The organism is Sinomicrobium pectinilyticum (assembly GCF_003725735.1).
Taxonomy (GTDB): domain Bacteria; phylum Bacteroidota; class Bacteroidia; order Flavobacteriales; family Flavobacteriaceae; genus Sinomicrobium; species Sinomicrobium pectinilyticum.
The window spans coordinates 1-4,162 of the sequence record NZ_RJTM01000124.1 but is presented as its reverse complement, the minus strand read 5'-3'; the positions used below and the strand labels follow the sequence as shown (position 1 = coordinate 4,162).

Here is a 4,162-nt window from a genome sequence, read left to right as displayed (position 1 = left end):
AGCCAAACCTTAGCTCATTTCGATGCAGAGCATCGGGGAATTAGACCCATTTAATGGGATTTAAATCTTACTTAGTGAGTAAAAACTATAATAAAACAGTAAAACAATGAAGAAATATATAGGCAACATAGCGGTCATCATAGCCATTTTAACCGTAATCTCCTGTGACCAGGAAAGACTGGAACCGGAATTGGAAACCGCAGATGGCGGGGGTACACTGGACACTTACACTGCCTATTCGATAGGTGAAAAATCCGACACCGCTATCTACGGCAGGGTGGTGTTCTACCTCGATGACCTCGGCAGGACCTTGGTCCAGGTATCTGTTTACAATACCGAAGAAGGTACTTTATACCCAACCCGTCTTATGGAGGGAATGACCGGCGATGAATCGGCTGTCCTGATCAGCCTTTACGATGTGGTTGGCAAGGAATCCGACGGGCTGTTGTATGGCGAACTCAGTGACAGTAAGTTCTATGTTATTTCAGATACCGCGTTTTACGATACCTTGCCCGGATTGGATGCGCACATCAGCCTTTATTCCGGTACAACGGTTATTGCCACCGGTGATATCGGCGCCAATACGGAGCCGGTTGAGGCGAACTGAAAATGACAATTTGAATTTTAAAAGCACCTCACAATGAGAATTTTATAATATTCGGTTACGAATTTAAATAACCGGTAAAAATCAGGAAGAACGATATAAGATATTCCTTTATTTGGTAACTTTTAGGTTGATTTTAAACCCTTTACGTTCTTGACTTTCAGGAACAGCTACTTCAGACATATAATTTAGAAAACAAAAAATTAAGTTATGAAAACAAAAAAATTAAGCAGGCGGGAATGGATCCGAACCGGGGTACTGACCGCAGGTGGTGTGACCCTTCTTCCCTATATGGGAATTAGCGAAACCCCAAAGGCCAGGTTAACATTTGATTCCGGTCTCAACGTGGTTTACAGCCCGTTTTTTAAGGAGTATATCCCTGCCGAAATACCAAAGCCCACGGAGCTCCTGGCCAAGTTAAATGCCAATGAAAACCCCTATGGCCCTTCTCCAAAAGCCATTAAAGCCCTGCAGGACATGGCGGGCCATGGAAACCGGTATGCATGGATGGAACTATTTGATCTTATAGATAAAATTGCAGATTATGAAGGCGTAAAGGCCGAGAATATTATTATGGGGCCGGGCTCTTCGGATATTCTGGAAAAAACGGGAATGGTATTCTTTAAGGAAGGTGGAAATGTGGTCTCCGCCGATCCTTCCTATATGTCATTGATGAAAGTAGCCGAGGCGACGGGCGGCACGTGGAAGCCCATTCCGTTAAAGGATGACTGGTCGCACGATCTCAACGCTATGGAAAAAGCTATAGATGGCAATACCAAATTGGTGTATATATGCAACCCCAATAACCCTACCGGTACCATATCCGACGCTTCCGAATTACTGGACTTCTGTTCCAGGATATCCGAAAAAGTCCCTGTTTTTGTAGATGAGGCCTATCTGGATTTTCTCGATGACGGTCATAAACAGAGTATGGTTTCCCTGGTTAATGAGGGTAAGGATGTTATCATTGCACGCACTTTCTCCAAAATACACGGCATGGCGGGCCTCCGTGTGGGTTATGCCATTGCCCAACCGGAAACACTGGCAAGGATCAATGAGGTTACCAGGGGAGGTATGGGTATTTCATATACTTCAATTTTTGCGGCAAAGGCAAGTATGGACGATCAGGAATTTCAAAACAAGTCCAGGGAACTCAATGCTGCGGCCAGGGACTATGTTTTTGAAACCCTCAAGTCCATGGGACACGAACCTGTGGCATCGCATACCAGTTTTATGATCTTTCCCATCGGAATGGAAGGAAAACAGTTCCTGGAAAAAATGATGGCCATGAAAGTCGGTGTTCGCGCCTTCGAATTTATGGGCAAGAACTGGTGCCGCGTAAGTATGGGCACTATGGAGGAAATGAAGATCTTCACTTCCACACTCCGGAAAGTACTCGTCTGAATTTTATTCGAAAGAACAACCCTTTCACCATAGGGTTCCCAAAGGAAAGCTTGAAAACCCGGGGTTTTCATAAAACCTAAAAACAGTTCTGCTCTTTCGTGGAATGCCTCGCGGATGAGGCCGGAATATTATTTACTAAACTCTTCCCTGAACAGGGGCATAATTGCCCCTGACGGGATTTTATTAACCCTTTTTGACTTTATGAATGCAGCACTACAACAGACATTTGAATTATTACTGATTATAGGTATAGGCGTATTGCTTCAAAAAAAACTGCCAAAAAAGGAAAGTCTCGGAGGCGTTAAGACACTGATCCTCAGCGTGGCTTTACCTGCAACCATTTTTATTGCTTTACTGAAAATCAAACTTGACCAGTCGTTGTTGTTTTTGCCTCTGATGGCATTGGTTTTCAATTTTTCCCTGTTTTTCGCGATGCGTTATCTGATGAAGTTTTTTCTTCCCATCAAAAAAGGCAGCAAAAAAAGGACAATAATGATGCTCTTGCCATCACTGGCCCCCGGTCTTTCCTGTTTCCCTTTTATAATGGCCTATCTCAATGAAGATGCCCTGGCCCTTGCCGCTCTTGCCGATGTGGGCAATAAGGTTTTTGTATTGATCTTACTCTACATCCTGGCCATGTATTGGTACAGAAAAAGGGCTGAAGATCAAACCGAAACTTCAAATTCGAGCAAGTTAAAGCGTTTGTTGCTCTCATTGCTGAACGAACCTATCAATATGGTCATCGTGGTAGCTCTCGTAATGCTGGCCCTGGGGTGGAACCTCGGTACATTCCCCGAATTCCTGCAGAACACGATTGGCAAATTAAGCGTAATGATGATGCCTCTGGTCCTTTTGTTCATCGGTATGGCAGTGCGTATCAAGTGGTCAGACTTAGGGGCTATGCTCCAGTTGCTGGGGTGGCGTTCCGGAATGACTTTTCTGATTACAGGCTTCTTTTTGCTTTTACTGCCCGGTCTGGGCAAATCCATGACACTCCTGCTATTGGTATTCCCCCAAAGTTCGTGCAGTTTTTGGCCCTTTGCACATATGAGTGCCGTTTCTGCCCTGGAACATAAGAATGCAGGTACAAAGCCAACCTTCGATCTTGACTATGCGATCAATATTCTGGCCTGCTCGCTTCCTTTTTCAACCGTAGTAATTATCGGAATTTTCTATTTTGGCGATACCGTGACCAATGCTACTACGTGTTTTGTAATGGGCGGTATAATGCTCATTTTAACCATTGTGCCGAATGCCTTTAAAGTAAAATCGAAAAGGACGCTCCGGGACTTTCCCTGGAGCGTTAAAAGGAAAGCATGAAAATCAAGAGAAGTATGTTTTAATTTTTGCTGAAATTGCTCGAATAAAAAAACCATTTTGTTTATTCAGACAAGCAAAAACAGCATATTATTGTTTAGCACAGTAAACAAAATGGTCGAAATATTTATTCTTATCCAGACCTTGGTACATAAACGAGGTTCCCGCTTTCGCAGGAATAGGTCATAGCGGAACAGCTTGTCTCTGTTAATGGAAAGGAATTCAAAAGCATTTTCAACAATGCCCTCCTAATCGCGCCCCTGACGGGAAGCAAACAACTCCTTATCCACAATAAGGCCTACGGGTATTTTTCCGACACCCGGTACTTGAATCCCGTCAATTGTTTGGAGTGGTATGCCCGTTATCGGGTTTTTGACGACAACAAGGTTCTTGTCATCTTTGACATATTTTGTCAACAAATAATGTTTAGTGTCAAAATATAGTATGCTTAGCATAAGCCCTCTATTCAAAGAGGATTGGAATTTGACATTGATTGTCTTTCCCTGCCAATGGAATCCGTGGATGCGGTAATCGTATGATATTATCATGATCGCCAGCACACAACAAATAAGCCACCTTGATGCCATAATACAGTTTCATATCTCTCTGTTTTTTAGCGTCGCAGATACAACCCAGGGATGTACGGAAAGAAAAAAACAGGAAAAGTGACCATTTTAATCACTTTTCCTGTCAAGTAGCCTCGCCAAGAATCGAACTTGGATCTAAAGTTTAGGAAACTTCTATTCTATCCGTTGAACTACGAGGCCATTTCCATTATCTCTGCAAATTACCGATAAAGGAATATTAAAACCAAAAAAGCAACCTGTAGTTGCTTTT

At 43.2% G+C, this 4,162-nt stretch carries 4 protein-coding genes and 1 tRNA gene; 3 read left to right on the top strand and 2 right to left on the bottom strand.

Going from position 1 to position 4,162, the window contains the following annotated elements; all coding sequences use genetic code 11:
* Nucleotides 1–106: 106 nt before the first annotated feature.
* The 3 genes from ED312_RS18720 to ED312_RS18710 all read left to right on the top strand — a co-directional run bounded on the left by ED312_RS18720 (nucleotide 107) and on the right by ED312_RS18710 (nucleotide 3,328).
* On the top strand, nucleotides 107–607 hold the full coding sequence (locus ED312_RS18720; RefSeq protein ID WP_123217560.1) for a hypothetical protein: 501 nt from the start codon (nucleotides 107–109) through the stop codon (nucleotides 605–607).
* Between the two features lie 207 nt (nucleotides 608–814).
* Nucleotides 815–2,008, top strand: coding sequence for a pyridoxal phosphate-dependent aminotransferase (locus ED312_RS18715; RefSeq protein WP_123217559.1), 1,194 nt, complete (start codon nucleotides 815–817; stop codon nucleotides 2,006–2,008).
* Between the two features lie 201 nt (nucleotides 2,009–2,209).
* On the top strand, nucleotides 2,210–3,328 hold the full coding sequence (locus ED312_RS18710) for an AEC family transporter (protein ID WP_148044326.1): 1,119 nt from the start codon (nucleotides 2,210–2,212) through the stop codon (nucleotides 3,326–3,328).
* 245 nt (nucleotides 3,329–3,573) lie between these two features.
* Here the strand turns inward: ED312_RS18710 and ED312_RS23865 are convergent, their stop codons facing one another.
* Both ED312_RS23865 and ED312_RS18700 read right to left on the bottom strand, forming a co-directional pair.
* Nucleotides 3,574–3,780 carry a DUF6577 family protein gene (locus ED312_RS23865; RefSeq protein ID WP_317125692.1) on the bottom strand — a complete coding sequence of 69 codons (207 nt, stop codon included), beginning with the start codon at nucleotides 3,778–3,780 and terminating at the stop codon, nucleotides 3,574–3,576.
* A gap of 240 nt (nucleotides 3,781–4,020) precedes the next feature.
* Nucleotides 4,021–4,092 (bottom strand) — tRNA-Arg (locus ED312_RS18700).
* Nucleotides 4,093–4,162 lie beyond the last annotated feature (70 nt).